The organism is Heyndrickxia sp. MSNUG, from assembly GCF_049532715.1.
GTDB lineage: Bacteria > Bacillota > Bacilli > Bacillales > Cytobacillaceae > Mesobacillus.
Map to the genome: position 1 here is coordinate 1,879,855 of NZ_CP150978.1, position 17,072 is coordinate 1,896,926.

A 17,072-nucleotide genomic window follows, 5' to 3' on the forward strand; every position below is an offset into this window, starting at 1 on the left:
TATCACGCATAGGATGAATTGAAAAAGATTGAGGAGGTTTCGCTCGCAATGGGAGATTACAGAGAGATTATCACGAAAGCCGTCGTAGCGAAAGGACGCAAGTTTACACAGTCCAATCATACGATCAACCCAGCGCATCATCCGAGCAGCATTCTAGGCGCTTGGGTCATAAACCATAAGTATAAAGCAAAAAAGGTCGGGAAAACGGTTGAAGTGAGTGGGTCTTACGACGTCAATATCTGGTACTCATATGATGATAATACAAAAACAGAAGTAGTCACAGAAAAAGAAACATACTGCGATGTCATCAAGCTAAAATACCGCGACCCAGATTGCATGGATGACCACGATGTACTTGTCGAGGTGCTTCAGCAGCCTAACTGCATCGAAGCAGTCATCTCGCCAAATGGAAATAAGATCATCGTGCATGTAGAGAGGGAGTTCTTGGTTGAAGTGATCGGAGAAACAAAGGTATGCGTTCTTGTTCATCCAGGAGGCTGCGACTGTGACGATGATGAATGGGGCCATGGTGTCGATGACGACGAGTTCGAAGACTTGAACCCGGATTTCCTTTTAGGGACTGAAGAAGAATAACATCGAACTAGGAAGCTCGCACTTCCTAGTTTTTTTTATTCTTGACATAGGAATTATCTTTTCTGGACTGATGAAATCGTCAAGTTAAGGGGGTGGCCCCTCGATGAGTAGCAGTAGCAGATTTCTTGATAAGATGTTTTTTTGTTTTGTGGTGTGTTAAAGGTCAATGTTTCCTTTTGGCATTTATTGAATGAGCAGAGGGTAGTGGGATCTTCCGTAGTGCTTACACATTTCCAAAGTGCATAGACAGATGAGACGCAGAATTGCAAAGTCCTACATAATTACACTTGCGCCGCAAAAAAGCGAATACATAGAATGAAAATGTACAATGAAGGTTTAACACAGCCTCTTAGCCTTATAGTAAAAAATAATTATTGCTTTGTTGGTAATATTCCAGCGTTTAAGTAAAGGAATGCACTAAATAAAGACGAATTAGATAATTAGCAAAAAATGTGGGTGGAGGAGATGAAATGTGGAGGTACAATTTACTGTACCATGGTTTACTTTTGATGAAAATCCGACTTATCCATTGCCAGAAAACTATAATTATTGGGTGCCATTGACTCAATATTATTTAAAGAAGACTAACTTGATTGAAATACATTGCTGGAATGAGGAAAAAGAAATTTTGACTGAAATAAATTCCTTATTCGGTGCGGTCATTAATGTGGAAACAAACTTAACAATATTTAAATTTAGTAAAAATAGAAAAATAGAAGATTATTTGACGCAGCAGTATAAAGTAGCTGAAAAATTCAAATGGTTTACGGTTAATTTTTATAGTGGCAGTAACGTAATCTTCCATTCCGGCCATTGGGCTACAGAATTTGTCGTTTTAGACCCAGGGAAAGCTGATATGGATTTTATAAAAGCAGTCACTCCGAGCGATACAAATTTCCTTCAGTACTAAAAAGAAGTATAGATACAGAATCTAAATCAAGCTTCGTATACTCAAGAGAAACTCTATTCGAGAGAGAGGAAGAAGTAACAGAATGAACATTTTCGGTTTCAAAGAGGATGACGTGGATTATATTTTCAGGCCTGGTGTCTATGGTTTGATTTTCCATGAACATAAGGATAAAATCGCCGTAATTCAAACGGATGATGGCAATTATTTTTTGCCTGGCGGAGGCCTGGAAAACGAAGAATCACATGAACAATGTCTCTTACGAGAAGGTATTGAAGAAATGGGTATGACACTCGAAATAGGATCGTTTATTGGCAGCGCCCTACGTTACTTTTATTCAGCAAATGATAGGAGTTACTATTTAAGTGAGGGGTATTTTTACTTCTGTAATATATTAGGAAAGTCAGGGGAGCCGACAGAAGGAGGACACTCCCTGAGGTGGTTGGAACCAGCTAAGGCTATGAATTTTTTGTTTCACGAACACCAAAGTTGGGCAGTAGGCAAGGTTTTGAAAAAGGATGTATAAAACATACAAATTGATTATCTTTAAGAAGCGGTCCGACAGTTTCAACATGGATGATGAGCCCTTTTCATTGGGAAAATTAAATAAACCAAATTACCTCTTCCAATGGGTCACTGCTTAATGTTAAGGTAAGCTTAACATCCCCCTCGAAATAAAATTTGTTTGACTCAAGGAAAATATGGGAAGATATTTTCTAGAATAGTCAATGATAATGAGGGCGATTATGAATAACAACTTTGAATATCTAATTTTTAGTGAGGAACTTAGACGGCTGCATATTGAATATCAAAGGTGTAATGATGTCAGGATCAGGAACGAAATCTCTAAAGACATCGAACTATTGGAGAATGCGATCAAAACGATCTGAAAAAAGTAAATTAAGCAGGAGATTTTTCTATGAATAAACTTTTAAATGACCAAGACTTCCTTCAATTCTGCGAAACTGCCTTGCCAATAGAAGTGGTGGAGAAACTAACAAATAACAATATTCGCGGGCTTGAAAATATAGCTCTAAGATCCATATCGACACGTAAAAAGCTGCCGGCCAATGTCGTCAATGTTTTATTGGTATACTTCTATAGCGCATTCGCTAATCAAGTATACAATCGGAATGATTTAGCAAGATTATACGATTATTGGGCATCAAACGAAGTTAGGACGATGCAGCAGGCAGTAGAAATGACGAACGAGAATATAGAGCAAGTATTGAATTCTTTAAAATAATTTATTTTGTAAACAGGCTGATTCTAAGCCTGTTTTTTTTGATTAGGAAATTATAAAATTTTTCAGGTGTGGATAACTCAAGCCGGATTTGCTTAATCCAGCCCCCGCGCCTAGCCCCTCGAGTCGCTTGTCCAGTGTCGCCTCCTAGAAACTCCGAAACTTCAACTCCGCCGGCAGAAGCAAAAAACGCTTCTTTGTCGGAGTCTCCAGTTTCTGCGTTTCTGGGCAGTCGGCTATACATTTCGATTTCGGTCCGCCCAATGAAGTCAAATAACGACTTCACTGGTCGGCCCTTCGACAGACACGATGTCTTAGTGCCGACGGTGCCACAGGACGTGGCGGGTTTCGTCGGCCAGCGCTTGTCGGGGCTGACCAAGGCGCTTGCGCTTTTTGTTTTTGCAGGGATAACTTGTTTCTTATAGAAATAGTAATTTAAAACGAGCAAAGGGGGCCGATTATATGGAAGGGGACTTTCAAATAAGATTAGCAGCAAAAGAGGATACAAATGACGTAATTGCTTTTCTTAAAAAGATTGCTCAATGGATGGAAAATAACAAGATTAATCAATGGCAATATCTTTTAAGCGGAGGGGATGATGAGGAAATTAAAGAAGCCATTTTACATAAGGAAACGTTTATTCTATTGAAAGAGGATAACGTGATCGGAACTTTTACAGTTTCCAGCCGCCAAAGTGAGTGGGACCACCATGTTTTTGGTTTCGACTTCAATTCTGAGTCACTCTACTTGCATAGACTTGCCATCAGTCCAGAAAATATGGGCAAGGGGCTGGGAAAGGAAATAATAGATTGGATTCATAAGAATGTTAAAACTGAAAAAAAATACATTAAGCTTGATTGTGTTGCCCATAATCGTAAATTAAATCAGTTTTATAAGGATAACGGCTTTGAATATATTGGAGAAAAAGATCAGCATAGTAAATATCAAAAGCCCTTTACTAATCAAATAACCTAATTTTATTGGACCTTTATCAGGTCTTTTTTTATGAAAACATTCACTCAATGTTAATAAACGCTGCGATATTAGGAGAAGTATCGAGTTAAAATGGAAGGGTAAAGAGAGCAGAAGAAATTGTAAGCGAAACGTGGGAGAGGAAGAAAATGAATGTATTGATCATCGACGACCATGAAATTGTGCGAGACGGACTAAGCGTGCTATTAGAGCAGTCGTTTTGCATCGATGAAAGAATTTGTGCATGTGATGGTTATGAGGCGCTAAAGGCTGCTGAACAGTTTCCAGCTGACCTAGTGTTGCTTGAAGTTTCGATGCTAACACGATTCGATGGTCTGAGTACATTAGATAGATTGAGAAAAATACTGCGGGAGGCCAAAATTGTTATATATTCATTGCATGATGATATTGGATTCCAGAAAAAAGTATATGAGGCAGGAGCGGATGGATATTTAATTAAGCTGCATAACCGGGACGAACTTGTTCAATCACTCGATCGGATTTTAGCTAATCATAAGGTATTCAATTCGCATGAATTAAACGACGATAGTAGAGTTGAGCATTTTCGGCAACTCGATTTGCCGATCACCAAGCGGGAACAGGAGGTCTTCATCTTGACGGTCATGGGCTTTTCACAAAAAGATATTGCTGAAAGACTCAGTATTTCCGTCAAAACAGTCGAAAACCATCGCCAGAAAATCGGTGAAAAGCTGAAAACACATAAACGTTACGAGTGGGTCCAACTCGCACGTAAATATAATGTCTTCCAAAACTAACAAGCAGGACTGAAAAAGTCCTGCTTTTATGCGTTAAAGCACCGGGGGTCAGACCCCCGGCACGGTGACGCTTTGGTGCGGTGATTGGGGATTGGTAATACTTTTTAAGGGTATTCTATCGAAAATTAACTTTTGTCGAGTTATAATAGATATTTAGAGTATAAGATCGAATTATAGTGAATGTTGGAGGATAATATGGCTACATATACCCCTATGATAAAGCAATACCTGCAAGTTAAGGCAGACTACCAAGATGCCTTTTTATTTTTTCGCCTTGGCGATTTTTATGAAATGTTCTTTGAAGATGCACTGAAAGCATCTCAAGAGCTTGAGATTACTCTTACCAGCAGAGAGGGTGGCGGAGAGGAACGGATTCCGATGTGCGGAGTGCCTTACCATTCTGCTCCAAATTATATTGAACAGCTTATTGCGAAAGGATATAAAGTAGCAATATGCGAACAAACCGAAGACCCTAAAACAGCAAAAGGTGTTGTGAAGCGGGAGGTTGTCCAGCTGATCACCCCCGGTACGATGATGGAAGGCCGCGGACTTACAGATAAAGAAAACAATTTTATCGCGTCTGTTTCCATTTTCCCTGGAGATAAGTATGGATTTGCCTGCAGCGATCTGACAACTGGAGAAAGCAGGGCCACGCTTTTAACAGGAAACATCGAGGAACTGATCAATGAACTGACAATGTCCGGTGCAAAGGAAGTAGTCATTGAAAGCTCGCTCTCTCCTGAAATCGAAAAAAAGCTGAAGGAACGTTCAATTCTTGCTTTATCGATAGAGGATAACACGGAACTTAACGAATCTTTCAAGGAGCTTTTTTCAGAGCTTGAAGGTTCTGAATTAAGAAAAACAGCATCAAGATTATTCAATTATTTATTCAGGACCCAAAAACGCAGTCTGGATCATTTGCAGAAAGTATCTGTATACAAAGTCCAGCAATTTATGAAAATAGATTATTTTTCAAAGCGAAATCTTGAACTGACCGAAACAATCCGTTCCACTGCCAAAAAAGGCACGCTTTTGTGGCTGCTGGACGAGACGATGACGGCTATGGGCGGAAGGATGCTCAAGCAATGGATCAACAGGCCGTTAATCGAACAAGAGGATATTCGCCGCAGGCAGGGAATGGTCGAGCTGTTTGTAGGACAATTCTTTGAACGGCAGGAACTAAGAGAAAAACTAAAAGAAGTATATGATCTTGAAAGGCTTGCCGGCAGGGTTGCTTTTGGCAACTTGAATCCACGGGATCTGATGCAATTAAAAAGGTCGTTATTACAGGTGCCTTCTTTAAAGCATATTTTACAGAGCCTTCCACTTGAAGAAGCAGCCCGTATGTCTGATCGCTTAGATCCTTGTGAGGAAGCCGCGGATTTGCTCGAGCAGGCTATCGTTGATAATCCTCCTATGTCTGTCAAGGAAGGCAATATCATACGGGATGGATATGATGAGCAGCTCGATCAATACCGGGATGCAAGCAGAAACGGAAAAACATGGATCGCGATGCTCGAGCGCCAGGAGCGTGAGAAAACGGGCATTAAATCCTTGAAGGTCGGCTACAACCGAATCTTTGGTTACTATATTGAAGTGACACGCGCCAATCTGCATTTGCTTCAGGAAGGCCAGTATGAACGGAAGCAGACCCTCTCGAATGCCGAGCGATTTATCACTCCTGAACTGAAAGAAAAGGAAGAATTGATTCTTGCAGCCGAGGAAAAAAGCGTCGAACTTGAGTACCAGCTATTTACCGGCATCCGCGAAACAATCAAAGAATATATCCCAAGATTGCAGGGACTTGCGAAAGCACTCAGTGAATTGGACGTCCTGCTTGGATTTGCCGAGCTTAGCGAACAGCGTCGATATGTAAGGCCATCGTTTTCTGTCCACAGGAAAATTGTCCTCAAAGATGGCCGTCATCCTGTAGTAGAAAAGGTTATGAATGCCCAGGAATATGTTCCAAATGACTGCTCTATGGATTCGGAAAGGGAAGTTCTCCTTATTACCGGGCCAAATATGTCTGGTAAAAGTACGTATATGCGCCAAATTGCGCTTACGGCAATCATGGCGCAAATAGGCTGCTTCGTACCTGCATCTGAAGCAGTGATGCCAATCTTTGACCAGGTATTCACGAGGATTGGTGCGGCGGATGACCTGGTATCAGGACAGAGTACGTTTATGGTCGAGATGCTTGAAGCGAAGAATGCGATTACGAACGCTACGGAAAACAGTTTGATTCTGTTTGATGAAATTGGCCGTGGAACATCTACTTATGACGGAATGGCACTAGCCCAGGCAATGATTGAATATATCCATGATAAAATTGGCGCAAAGACGCTTTTTTCAACGCATTATCATGAGCTGACAACGCTTGAAAATGAGCTGTTGAAATTGAAGAACGTCCATGTAAGCGCAGTTGAACAAAATGGGAAGGTTGTTTTCCTTCATAAAATCAGGGAAGGCGCAGCAGATAAAAGCTACGGAATTCATGTTGCCCAGCTAGCTGAATTGCCTGCAGAGCTAATAGAGCGTGCTGCAGAAATCCTGCAGATCCTCGAGCAGACAGACGCTCAAATTTCAACTGAACTTCATGGACAAAGAAGCTCAGGCTATGGAACACCGGTTAAGACTGAGGAACTGCAGGAATCTCAGAGGCTTCAGATTGCTGAAACAGCTGCCGCTGCCCAGCTGTCGTTCTTTGATGAAGACCCAATGCCTAAAAAAGAAAGTACAATTAGTAAAAAGGAAAAACTTGTACTTGATAAATTAACGGGGATTGAAATTCTTGATATGACTCCGCTTCAGGCGATCAATGTACTGTATGAATTGCAGAAAAAGCTGCGCAGTTAATGAATAAAATGGAAAGCTGGAGGTGGAAATATGGGGAAAATCATTCAACTCGATGATGCATTATCAAATAAAATCGCAGCCGGCGAGGTAGTAGAGCGTCCTGCTTCTGTCGTGAAGGAATTGCTTGAAAACTCGATCGATGCCGGCAGTACAGTAATCGAAGTCGATCTTGAAGAAGCGGGGCTTGCGAGGATCAGGATTACCGATAATGGGGATGGCATTGAAGAAGACGATGTTCTTACAGCCTTCCAGCGCCATGCGACCAGCAAAATCAAAAATGAGAACGACTTGTTCAGGATCAGGACGCTTGGTTTCAGAGGAGAGGCTCTGCCAAGTATTGCATCTGTTTCTAGATTGGAAATGAAGACCTCAACAGGGGTCGAAGGAAACAAGATTACGATCGAAGGCGGCAAAGTAGACTCGCTTGATAAGGCGGATGGCCGCAAAGGAACAGATATCACGATTACCGACTTATTTTTTAACACACCGGCTCGCTTGAAATATATGAAGACAATCCACACGGAGCTGGGGAATGTCACGGATGTCGTAAACCGGCTTGCACTTGCTAATCCGGATATCAGCTTCCGGCTCGTCCATAATGGCCGCCAGTTATTAAAGACTGCGGGCAATGGAGATGTACGACAGGTACTCGCAGCAATCTATGGAATCAATATGGTTAAAGCGATGGTCCCGATATCAGGAGAATCACTGGATTATAAAATCAGCGGATATATCTCCATGCCTGAAATAACAAGGGCATCAAGGAATTATATTTCAACTATGATCAATGGCCGGTTCATTAAAAACTATGCACTGGTAAAAGCCATTCAGGAAGGGTACCACACATTGCTTCCGATAGGAAGATTTCCTGTGGTCCTGTTGAATATTGAAATGGATCCACTTTTGATTGATGTTAATGTCCATCCATCAAAAATGGAAGTGCGATTGAGCAAGGAGCAAGAATTGAATGAGCTGGTTTCCAGGGTTATCAAAAACGCATTTAAAACGAAGGAATTGATACCAGCTGGCTTCATAGCTCAAAAAATTGAAAAGCCAAAGTCGGAACAGACATTCATGGATCTTGACCACCTCCCTTCTTCTGAAAAAAGTACACCTAGTACTCATTCAAACAGCATGATTGGCAATGGGCACATCATCGAAGAGAAAGCAACTGAATTAAGCCAGCGTTATACAGCTGCAGAACAGAAGGATTTCACTAGAACTGATGGTCCAGACTGGCGGAATGCTTTTATAGCCGCAGAACCATTAATAAGGCCGGAAACGAATGAAAGGGAACAGAGCATTCAAGGAAATGTGCTGGAGAAAGAGGCACCTGCAGGAGAAACAGAAATAAACGTTTCTCCCGTTTCAGGACTGGGTTTGGAGGTCCATTTGGATGAGCCTACCTTTACAAAGGCTGAAGGCAATCCCTCCCGTGTCCCGCCTCTTTATCCTATTGGCCAGATGCATGGCACTTATATTCTTGCTCAGAATGAGCGTGGCCTTTATATAATTGACCAGCATGCTGCCCAGGAGCGGATTAAGTATGAATACTTCCGTGATAAGGTAGGCCAAGTTGCGACAGAGCTTCAGGAAATGCTAGTACCAATCACACTTGAATATTCTGCTGATGAATGCATTAAAATCAATGAACATCAGCAAGAACTTGAAAAGGTCGGAGTCTTCCTTGAGCCATTTGGCTACAATAGCTTTATCGTGCGCTCACATCCCCAATGGCTGCCGCGCGGGGAGGAACAAGAGCTGATTGAAGATATGATTGAACAGCTGCTGGCGATGAAAAAAGTAGATTTAAAGAAGCTGCGCGAAGAAGCAGCAATCATGATGAGCTGCAAGGCATCGATAAAGGCAAACCATCATTTGCGGAACGATGAGATTCAGGCATTGCTCGATGAATTGCGGCGATCTTCTGACCCGTTCACATGTCCACATGGAAGGCCAATCATTGTACATTACTCCACTTATGAAATGGAAAAAATGTTCAAGCGTGTTATGTAAAAATAAACTCAAATGCAGTGCTTTCATCCATGGGAGCACTGCTTTTTATTTTTGTGTAAATTCAAAAAATGGATAGTAGAAAGCTGATTTAAGCAGTATATTTAAAGTAGAAGAGAAGAATGGAGGTGCTCCATTGTTTGTTTTTTCGCTATTATTTGCCATCATGCCAATTGTCATTATTATTTTCTTCGTAGCTTTTGCAATGAAAAACAAAGAAAAAGGGGGAGAGAGTGTGGTCAGGCATCTATATATTTATCTCGTTTTATTCGCAACGTTAATGATGGTCATTGGCGGAGGTGTATCAATTTTTATGGCAACAGCCGACCTAGTCAGTCCATCTGGCTATTATCAGAGCTATACAGAATATAAACAAATGAATCAAAATGGGAAAATTGAAGGTTCAAAAACTGAATTGAGTGAAAAAGAACTTCGCAGCAACTATGATGATTATTTAAATGAAGAAAAGACTCGTCAGAAGGATCGTGCCCTTAACCAAATTATAAAAAGTCTTGGATTTATCGTCATCCCGCTGCCAGTATTTTTATATTTTAATAAACTTCGTAAACAGCAGGTGGAATAGTTAAATTGGCGCTGTATCTCCATAGTGGTACGGTGCCTTTCTATATAAGCTGCCAAACAGGATTCTTCTAGCAATAAGCCGAATTAATAATCTTTAGAATGATGGAAAAGGAGAGACATATAATTGCTTAAACGTCCATTAATTGAAGAATATCCCGAATATACAAGAAGCTATATTTCTTTAGTTCCAGATGGAGATATAACAGATATTCTTGCTTCACAGTCGGATAACACTTACACACTACTTTCAAACCTATCAGAAGCAGAAGCCAATTTCCGGTATGCTGAAGGAAAATGGTCACTAAGTGAAGTCGTTGGCCATTTAACCGATACCGAACGGATAATGGGGTACAGATTGCTGCGTATTTCTAGAGGAGATCAGACCGTGCTACCCGGTTACAGTGAAAATGACTATGTAAAAGAGGCGGCCTTTCATTTGCGGTCCCTTACAGATCTGCTTGAGGATTATAAGTTAGTCAGAAGGTCTACAATAAGCTTAATGAAGGGTATACCTCAACATGCATGGGAGCGGATAGGTTCGGCTAATGGATATGAAATTACAGCGAGAGCACTTCCTTTCATGATTGCAGGACATGAGCTTCATCATATGAAAATCATTAAGGAAAAATATTTAAAAGGTGACAGTGTTAAAGGCTGATGTTGGTATTTTGCTCCTGTTGATGGGAGGGAATGGTACTTGATACCTCGAAAATGCTACCGCATTTCCTTCGTGAGTGGGTAATTTTGAAGGTTCTTTTCTAAGCCCTGCGGGATCAGCGGCCACCGCGTAAAAAGCGAGAGCCTGGTGTAAAAATTAACAGACTAATAGAATATAGCCTGATATGGGAAGCTGACCTTCACAAATTTGCATGTAATTATGTATGTTTAAACAGCAAAAAACTCGTCCTAAAAAGACGAGTTTTTTCACGCAGGATTATCTCACTGCTGGCTGAAGCTTATGAATGTACTGAAGCGCTTTTCCAGTACCGATTGCAACAGATTCCAAAGGATTTGGAGCGATATGGACAGGTACGACCATCTCGCCGCCTAACCAGTCCTGAATACCATTAAGCAATGCTCCGCCACCTGAAAGAATAACACCGCGGTCTACGATATCACCACTTAGTTCCGCCGGGCAATCTTCAAGAGTTGCACGGATTGCTTCCATAATATGAAGAAGGGATTCCTTTATGGCATCTCTGATTTCATATGAATTAAGCGTAACAGTTTTCGGAAGACCCGTTACAAGGTCACGGCCGCGAATATCCATTTCCATCATTTCATGGTCAACGAGCGCATAGCCGATTTCCATCTTGATTTTTTCGGCTGTTCTTTCACCAATTAAAACATTATACTCTTTGCGTACATATTGAATGATGTCTTCGTCCAATCTGTCGCCCGCAATACGAATCGAATGGCACGCTACAACACCGCCATAAGAGATGATCGCAACCTCGGTAGTACCGCCGCCGATATCCACGACAACGTTTGCTACAGGCTCATCAACAGGAAGGCCTGCTCCAATTGCTGCCGCAACAGGTTCTTCGATTAGATGCACCTTTTTTGCGCCTGCATTTCTGACTGCATCCTGAATCGCACGACGTTCAACACTAGTTGACCCAGAAGGTGTACAAACAACTACATCTGGTTTGCGAAGACCAAACCCGCCTGTTTTGGCGGCCTTCTTCATGATATGCTTAAGCATTTCTGTCGTCACGTCAAAGTCCGCAATCACTCCATCCTTCAAAGGTCGGATTGCGACAATCTTTCCAGGAGTTTTCCCGATCATTTCTTTCGCTTCCTTGCCGACAGCAAGAACGTTTTTTGTTTCAGTATCAATCGCCACAACAGAAGGCTCATTTAGAGCGATTCCTTTATTTTTACTATATACAAGTGTGTTGGCTGTTCCTAAATCAATTCCAATTTCTGTAGTAGATAACATTCGTTTTCACCCAGTTCTCTATAAATTAGTAAATCCATCATAGACTTCTACTAAACTACCATGAATTTGGGGGTGAAAGGGCTTTTGTTACGTAAACGTTATCTAATTGTAAAAGTACAGGAAAATTTATTCAAAAATTCTAGATTTAAGAATACAGTTGCTAAGTTAGGGGTATAATGCATAGATGTTCAACTGCTTTCTATTTAATGGTAAGATAAGATTATATGTTGGGGCAACAACCCAACAGCTTCAAAGAAAAGGCAGTGTGAAGTTTTTTGAATCAAAAACAGAAATTGATTGTGTTAATTGGGCCGACAGCTGTCGGTAAAACCAAGCTGAGCATCGAGCTAGCAAAGAAATTTAATGGTGAAATCATCAGCGGAGATTCAATGCAGGTTTATAAGGGCATGGATATCGGGACCGCCAAAGTCACCAATGAAGAAATGGAAGGTATTCCTCATCATTTGATTGATATTAAAGAGCCGGATGAAAGTTTTTCAACAGCGGAATTTCAGGAACTAGTCCGTACGAAGATTGACGAAATCAGCTCAAGAGGAAGGATTCCAATGATAGTCGGCGGCACGGGGCTTTATATTCAGTCCGTCATTTACGACTATCATTTTACAGATGCTCCATCAGACCTGAGCTTTCGCAATATGCTGGAAAAAGAAGCCGAGGAACATGGCCAAGATTATTTGCATGAAAGGTTGAGGGCTGTTGACCCGGAAAGTGCTTCGCGAATTCATCCGAATAATCTCCGACGTGTGATCAGGGCGTTAGAAATCATTCATTGCACAGGAAAAACAGCAGCAGAGCTTCAGGAGAAACAATCCCCAGAGTTATTGTATGATACTGCCATTATTGGTTTGACGATGGATAGGGAATTACTCTATAATCGCATCAATTTACGCGTCGACCTAATGCTTGAGCAAGGTCTCCTGGAGGAAGTTAAATATTTTTACGATCAGGGGCTGAAAGACTGCCAGTCTATCCAGGCAATTGGCTATAAAGAGCTTTATGATTATTTTGCTGGTAAAATCGACCTTGAAACGGCGGTTGAAAATTTAAAACAAAATTCACGCCGCTATGCAAAAAGACAGCTAACATGGTTTCGAAACAAGATGAATGTGGAATGGTTTGATATGTCAGTGTCAAATGATGCTGAAAAAAAATTCGCTGAAATTTCTAAGTTCATTGAAGGAAAGCTTGAGATAAGAGCGAATACATAATAATAGAGATAAAAGAGGAGGATCCGCCCATGAAACAAGTGAACATTCAGGACCAATATTTAAACCAGTGTCGTAAAGACAACATTAATTGTACCGTTTTCCTATTGAACGGATTTCAATTGAGGGGCCAAATTAAAGGTTTCGATAATTTTACCGTTCTTTTTGAATCTGATGGAAAGCAGCAACTTGTATATAAACATGCTATTTCAACCTTTGCCCCACAAAAGAACGTCCAAATCGATTATGAAGGTCAAGCTTAATAATAAAATGATCAGGAAACCCGCCAATGGCGGGTTTTTCTTTTGGAGAGGGACAGTTGAAGCTTAAGGTGTTGAATTCGAATACAACTTAAAAATTTATTGGAAAAAGATTAAAAAAACTTTTAGGGCATCAGAATGATTTTAAAAATGAATTCCTACTTACTGGAATACATATAAATATATGAGTATTTCTTGGGAAACCGCAGATTCTGACAAATGGAGAAAATTGCTGTGGCAATATGGCGTATGGTAAATAATCAAAAAGTTACTGAGATAAAGTACAAAGATTATACGGCATCCCTAATTTAAATTATGTAAAATTCTATCCTAACAGGGCATATGCCTTATAGTAGGCAAAACGGAAAGATCAAATAGGTAAGTATACTGTTTCGAGAATGAGAGGTGAAATCTTTGGACCAACCGCTTCGAAAGAAAAACAACGGTCAAATCAGTATTGTTTTGAACGCACAGAAAAGGAAAACATTAACGAAAGAACTGCCTGATTCGCAGCTGGTTCCAAAGTCGATCCCGCAAGAGCATGCTGCCTTGAAGGATATTGAGGAAGAGCTCGGGACGCTTGTTGGCATGGAAGAAATGAAACGAATGATTAAAGAAATATATGCCTGGATATATGTGAATAAAAAACGAGAAGAATTGGGGCTGAAAGCTGGCAAGCAGGCTTTGCACATGATGTTCAAGGGGAACCCGGGAACCGGCAAAACTACAGTAGCGAGAATCATTGGAAAGCTGTTCCTGAAAATGAACGTCCTTTCAAAGGGGCATTTGATTGAGGCTGAAAGGGCCGACCTTGTGGGGGAATATATCGGGCACACAGCACAAAAGACACGGGATTTGATTAAGAAATCAATGGGAGGCATTTTGTTTATCGATGAAGCCTATTCTCTTGGCCGTGGCGGGGAAAAAGACTTTGGCAAGGAAGCAATTGATACCTTGGTGAAGCATATGGAGGATAAGCAGCACGATTTCATTTTAATCCTAGCCGGATATTCTCGGGAGATGGAGTACTTTTTGACGTTGAACCCAGGATTGCATTCCAGGTTTCCTCTTGTCATCGATTTTCCAGACTATTCAATTGACCAGCTGATGGAAATAAGCCAGCGGATGCTAAAGGAAAGGGAATACAGTCTAAGTCATGAGGCAGAGCGAAAACTTCGTGAGCATCTCGTTGCAATAAAATCTACACTTGGTCCCGCAGCTTTTTCGAATGGTCGGTATGTACGCAATGTGATTGAAAAATCAATCAGAGCACAGGCTATGAGGCTGCTGATGCAAAACCAATATGACAGGCATGAATTAATGACTATCCGCAGCAATGATCTTGTTTTTTCAAATGATTAAAAGACATTGGGGTATATGAAACTAAAAGGGTTATTCCAAAAAGATTGTTGTTTAAATGAGCTAATTAAACTCAATAAAGTATAGGAAAACAGCCATCTCAAAAAAAAGTAGCAAATTATTTAGTAAGTGAAAATAATGTCAGCAGCTATTGTTGACATTATTTTTCGTATTTGTTAATATACCCTTAAGGGTATATAAAATATGATAATCGGGGGAGTTTAAATGAACAATATTACAGTTTACACAACAAATACTTGTCCTTATTGCACAATGTTGAAGAATTTTTTAGATGACAAGGGAATTGCCTACAAGGAAATTAATGTTCAGCAAAATCCAATTGAAGCTCAAAAGCTTGTAGACGCAACTGGTCAAATGGGAGTACCTCAATCAAATGTTAACGGTCACTGGGTTTTAGGTTTCGATCCTAACTCAGTTATGGCTCATTTGAAATAAGATAATCAGTAAAAGGATTCCAGCAAAAGTGGAATCCTTTTTATTTTGAAATGAGTACCTCTTCCTGCCACATCTGGTACAAATAGATCAATAAAGCAAAGATAACAAAAAGGGTGAAGCGGCCTAATGGGGTAATGTTATGAAGCTGGTAAATTCCCAGCTTCTCCTGAAATAAATAATGAATAGGAAAGATCGCAAACATAAAGTCAGCTACTATGTTTGTTATTAGATATTTCCAGAAATACCCATAAGTATAATAAAAGATCCAAATAGTCACAATTAAAAAACCGCCAAATAAACCTGATACGAATAATGGCTTAAGTAAGGGGATAATCGTAACTTTAATCTCCCAGTGTTTTTGATTATAAGCAAACACATTATAAACCGTCATCAAAAGGGAGGCGAAGATGGCAACCGGCATGTATCGTTTTATTCCTTCTTTTTTTAAGAAAAACAAAGTAAACCAGGGAAGTATGAGCATGCCCCATAAAAATACTTTATTAAACAAAATCAGGTCCTCCCTATTGGATTGGTTTGTTTTAGTATTTCTTGTCATGAAGTTTTTATCCATTTGCTGGGTGTAAGTCTTAGTAAAGTTCATCGTGAAAACCTTCTTTGTTTAACCGCCATTTAAAGCCCATTTGAAGTGTTTTTACAGATAAGAAAGGAACAGGAGTGTATGTTTCAATAATATTCGACCTATAAAATGTCACTTTTTTTTGCTCTTAGGTTTTGGTTATGTTTATTTTGGGTAAAAAGAATCGGGGTTTCACTACTTAATTCTTATAATTAGGGAGAAAATAACGAAGCTTATTAAAAACTTCGTGCTTTACATAACATACATAGATAGATAAAGGAGTTCTTTTATGGGGTCTGAAATGAATTATAAAATCGGTGGTATTGATTTTGGCTGGGATTTAGATAAGGGAAGATTCATATTTGAAGGTGAGGATGCTGTCCTTTTTTGGATTTCGTCAGCAATGAAGACTTTTTTTGATACAATTGAAGAAATTTCAGGGGAAGAGGCTTCAAATCTTGTGTTTGAATCCACTGGATTCCGGCAAGGACTTGTTGTGGGACAATACTTTGAGAGAATTAAGGAAATCAGTGTCTCAGAAGCAGCAGACATGATCACCACCACTTACGCTTCCGCAGGCTGGGGTCTTACACGGATAGAAGATTTGAATTTTGAATCGAAAACATTTACAGCGATAATGAGGGATAGCTGGGAGCATAAAGTGAATGTTGCTCAGGGGAAAACAAAAGGGGGAGTTTTCTTCCCGCCCATTATGCGGGTGTATTTACCGGTCTTTTTGGCACGACAATTTGGTATAAAATCAAGCAGCACCAGCTTGAAGGACACGAATACAGCATCATTGAATATTTCCCTTCAGACATTAAAATATCAGAAAATATTCATCAGCTTGCACGTAAAAAAGAGTCAGAACAAATCAGACAGCTTGAAGGCCTTGTGGAGGAAAAAACAGCTGAATTAAAAGAACTGGTTAACAGGCTTTCCTCTCCAATCATCCCTGTTCTTGATGGAGTAGTAGTAGTTCCTTTGATCGGAAAGTACGAGGAGGATCGCTCTGAACAGCTTATCATTAATACATTAAATAAACTTCCCTCGCATAAAGCGAGCTACCTTGTTCTTGATTTGACAGGTCTGGATCAAGAAATCGGGCAGCATACTGTCAGTCTGATCGAAAAAATTGGCTCAGCAGCGAAATTAATAGGAACGAAAACGATACTTGTAGGCATCTCATCCGCACTTGGAATTGCCATTACTCAATCAAGTATCAACCTCTCAAAGTTTGATTGCTTCCAAACCTTGCAGCATGGCATTCATTATGCGATTGGTCAGATGGGGCGGAAAATAATATAAA

The 17,072-nt window shown here is 40.4% G+C and carries 18 protein-coding genes and 1 pseudogene; 16 read left to right on the forward strand and 3 right to left on the reverse strand.

Annotated features, from left to right (window positions below; genetic code table 11):
• Positions 1–48 precede the first annotated feature (48 nt).
• The 5 genes from AABM38_RS09185 to AABM38_RS09205 all read left to right on the forward strand — a co-directional run bounded on the left by AABM38_RS09185 (position 49) and on the right by AABM38_RS09205 (position 2,747).
• Complete coding sequence (locus AABM38_RS09185; protein ID WP_423410091.1) at positions 49–594, forward strand: outer spore coat protein CotE; 546 nt, start codon at positions 49–51, stop codon at positions 592–594.
• 472 nt (positions 595–1,066) lie between these two features.
• Complete coding sequence (locus AABM38_RS09190) at positions 1,067–1,504, forward strand: hypothetical protein (RefSeq protein WP_423410092.1); 438 nt, start codon at positions 1,067–1,069, stop codon at positions 1,502–1,504.
• Between the two features lie 82 nt (positions 1,505–1,586).
• A complete protein-coding gene (locus AABM38_RS09195; protein WP_423410093.1) occupies positions 1,587–2,027 on the forward strand; it encodes an NUDIX hydrolase in 441 nt (146 codons plus the stop codon).
• A gap of 220 nt (positions 2,028–2,247) precedes the next feature.
• A complete protein-coding gene (locus tag AABM38_RS09200) occupies positions 2,248–2,391 on the forward strand; it encodes a hypothetical protein (RefSeq protein ID WP_423410094.1) in 144 nt (47 codons plus the stop codon).
• A 29-nt stretch (positions 2,392–2,420) separates the two neighbouring features.
• Complete coding sequence (locus tag AABM38_RS09205; RefSeq protein WP_423410095.1) at positions 2,421–2,747, forward strand: hypothetical protein; 327 nt, start codon at positions 2,421–2,423, stop codon at positions 2,745–2,747.
• A gap of 1 nt (position 2,748) precedes the next feature.
• On the opposite strand, the gene AABM38_RS09210 is transcribed toward AABM38_RS09205, so the two are convergent.
• Positions 2,749–3,030 (reverse strand): hypothetical protein, encoded by a 282-nt coding sequence (locus AABM38_RS09210; protein ID WP_423410096.1) that lies wholly within the window; start codon positions 3,028–3,030, stop codon positions 2,749–2,751.
• 176 nt (positions 3,031–3,206) lie between these two features.
• Between AABM38_RS09210 and AABM38_RS09215 the strand changes: the two genes are divergently transcribed.
• The 6 genes from AABM38_RS09215 to AABM38_RS09240 all read left to right on the forward strand — a co-directional run bounded on the left by AABM38_RS09215 (position 3,207) and on the right by AABM38_RS09240 (position 10,601).
• Positions 3,207–3,719, forward strand: coding sequence for a GNAT family N-acetyltransferase (locus AABM38_RS09215; protein WP_423410097.1), 513 nt, complete (start codon positions 3,207–3,209; stop codon positions 3,717–3,719).
• A 146-nt stretch (positions 3,720–3,865) separates the two neighbouring features.
• A complete protein-coding gene (locus tag AABM38_RS09220) occupies positions 3,866–4,492 on the forward strand; it encodes a response regulator (RefSeq protein WP_423410098.1) in 627 nt (208 codons plus the stop codon).
• Positions 4,493–4,687: 195 nt separating this feature from the next.
• On the forward strand, positions 4,688–7,348 hold the full coding sequence (mutS, locus tag AABM38_RS09225; protein WP_423410099.1) for a DNA mismatch repair protein MutS: 2,661 nt from the start codon (positions 4,688–4,690) through the stop codon (positions 7,346–7,348).
• 30 nt (positions 7,349–7,378) lie between these two features.
• Positions 7,379–9,364: a DNA mismatch repair endonuclease MutL gene (mutL, locus tag AABM38_RS09230; protein ID WP_423410100.1), complete on the forward strand. Its 1,986-nt coding sequence runs from the start codon at positions 7,379–7,381 to the stop codon at positions 9,362–9,364.
• 133 nt (positions 9,365–9,497) lie between these two features.
• On the forward strand, positions 9,498–9,944 hold the full coding sequence (locus tag AABM38_RS09235) for a hypothetical protein (protein WP_423410101.1): 447 nt from the start codon (positions 9,498–9,500) through the stop codon (positions 9,942–9,944).
• 123 nt (positions 9,945–10,067) lie between these two features.
• Positions 10,068–10,601: a DinB family protein gene (locus AABM38_RS09240; protein WP_423410102.1), complete on the forward strand. Its 534-nt coding sequence runs from the start codon at positions 10,068–10,070 to the stop codon at positions 10,599–10,601.
• 276 nt (positions 10,602–10,877) lie between these two features.
• Here AABM38_RS09240 and mreBH read toward each other — a convergent pair whose 3' ends face one another.
• The gene (mreBH, locus tag AABM38_RS09245) at positions 10,878–11,885 is read right to left on the reverse strand and encodes a rod-share determining protein MreBH (RefSeq protein ID WP_335429968.1); all 1,008 of its coding nucleotides are present in this window, start codon (positions 11,883–11,885) and stop codon (positions 10,878–10,880) included.
• Positions 11,886–12,160: 275 nt separating this feature from the next.
• Here mreBH and miaA point away from each other — a divergent pair, with 275 nt between their 5' ends.
• The 4 genes from miaA to AABM38_RS09265 all read left to right on the forward strand — a co-directional run bounded on the left by miaA (position 12,161) and on the right by AABM38_RS09265 (position 15,186).
• Complete coding sequence (gene miaA, locus AABM38_RS09250; RefSeq protein ID WP_423410103.1) at positions 12,161–13,114, forward strand: tRNA (adenosine(37)-N6)-dimethylallyltransferase MiaA; 954 nt, start codon at positions 12,161–12,163, stop codon at positions 13,112–13,114.
• A 29-nt stretch (positions 13,115–13,143) separates the two neighbouring features.
• The gene (gene hfq / locus AABM38_RS09255) at positions 13,144–13,374 is read left to right on the forward strand and encodes an RNA chaperone Hfq (RefSeq protein WP_207498257.1); all 231 of its coding nucleotides are present in this window, start codon (positions 13,144–13,146) and stop codon (positions 13,372–13,374) included.
• A gap of 411 nt (positions 13,375–13,785) precedes the next feature.
• A complete protein-coding gene (spoVK, locus tag AABM38_RS09260) occupies positions 13,786–14,733 on the forward strand; it encodes a stage V sporulation protein K (protein WP_423410104.1) in 948 nt (315 codons plus the stop codon).
• A 222-nt stretch (positions 14,734–14,955) separates the two neighbouring features.
• Positions 14,956–15,186, forward strand: a complete 231-nt coding sequence (locus AABM38_RS09265; protein WP_423410105.1) for a glutaredoxin family protein — start codon at positions 14,956–14,958, stop codon at positions 15,184–15,186.
• Between the two features lie 40 nt (positions 15,187–15,226).
• Here AABM38_RS09265 and AABM38_RS09270 read toward each other — a convergent pair whose 3' ends face one another.
• The gene (locus AABM38_RS09270) at positions 15,227–15,787 is read right to left on the reverse strand and encodes a hypothetical protein (RefSeq protein ID WP_423410106.1); all 561 of its coding nucleotides are present in this window, start codon (positions 15,785–15,787) and stop codon (positions 15,227–15,229) included.
• Positions 15,788–16,052: 265 nt separating this feature from the next.
• Here AABM38_RS09270 and AABM38_RS09275 point away from each other — a divergent pair.
• A pseudogene (locus AABM38_RS09275) lies at positions 16,053–17,071 on the forward strand (STAS domain-containing protein).
• The last annotated feature ends 1 nt before the right edge of the window (position 17,072 follow it).